This is a genomic window from Pseudomonas sp. AGC41, from assembly GCF_057334555.1.
This window is the reverse complement of record NZ_JBHFJB010000067.1, coordinates 107778-108801: the sequence shown is the minus strand read 5'-3', so window position 1 is coordinate 108801 and position 1024 is coordinate 107778. Positions and strand designations below refer to the sequence as shown.

The window sequence follows — 1024 nt, the reverse complement described above, 5'->3', positions numbered from 1 at the left end:
GTGTCAGGCAGCAGATTATTATCTGACACGACGCCTTCGCGAGCAGGCTCGCTCCCACAAGGGGATTCAGTGTGAAGGCTGAGATGGGCGTATGCCCAACCGACTGATCCACACCGCCGCGAGTATCACCGACCCACCCAGCAGCAACCGCCCCAATGCCTCATGCTGGTTCCAGATCAGCAGGTTCACCAGCAACCCCACCGGTACGTGCAGGTTGTTCATCACTGCCAATGTCCCGCCGTTCACCAGGCACGCGCCCTTGTTCCACCAATACAGCCCCAGCGCGGTGGAGACCAGGCCGAGGAATACCAGCACGCCCCATTGCAATGGCGCTTCAGGCCAGAAATCGGCCTTGCCGAACAACAGGAAGGCCGGCAGCGCGACCATCAGCGCGCCGAGGTAGAAATAGCCGAAACGCCGATAGTGCGGCAGGTCGCTCGGGTGTCGCGCCACCAAGTGCTTGTACAACACTTGCCCGGCCGCGTAGGTGAAGTTCGCCAGTTGCAGCAGCAAGAAGCCCATGAAGAAATCCGGGTTGATCCGGTCATAACGAATCACCGCCGCGCCGGCCACCGCCACCAGCGCCGCGATCAAGGCCCAAGGGTTGAAGCGACGGTTGAGTGCATCTTCGATCAAGGTCACGTGCAGCGGCGTGAGGATGGTAAACAGCAGCACTTCCGGCACCGTCAGCACGCGGAAACTCAGGTAGAGGCAGACGTAAGTCACGCCGAACTGCAGGGCACCGATCAGCAGCATGCCGCGCATGAACGACGGCTCAACTTGACGCCAGCGGGTCAACGGAATGAACACCAGCCCCGCCAGCACAACGCGCACCAGCACCGCAAAATAACTGTCGACATGCCCGGCCAGGTATTCGCCGATCAGGCTGAAGGAAAACGCCTGGATCAAGGTCACAAAAAGTAGATAGCCCATACCGCCCCTCGTTTCGAATGGCGGCGAAGATAGCGGTTTTTGGGGTTTGTCGCGAGTTACCCAACACCGGGAACCCTGTGGGGGGGGGGGG

The 1024-nt window shown here is 60.6% G+C and carries 1 protein-coding gene; it reads right to left on the bottom strand.

From position 1 onward, the window contains the following. Nucleotides 1–66: 66 nt before the first annotated feature. Nucleotides 67–933 (bottom strand): carboxylate/amino acid/amine transporter, encoded by an 867-nt coding sequence (locus tag ACE04F_RS13170; protein WP_486107270.1) that lies wholly within the window; start codon nt 931–933, stop codon nt 67–69. Nucleotides 934–1024: the final 91 nt, after the last annotated feature.

Coding starts and splice junctions, on each gene's coding strand:
- ACE04F_RS13170 (WP_486107270.1), bottom strand. CDS start 933: ATGGGCTATCTACTTTTTGTGACCTTGATCCAGGCGTTTTCCTTCAGC.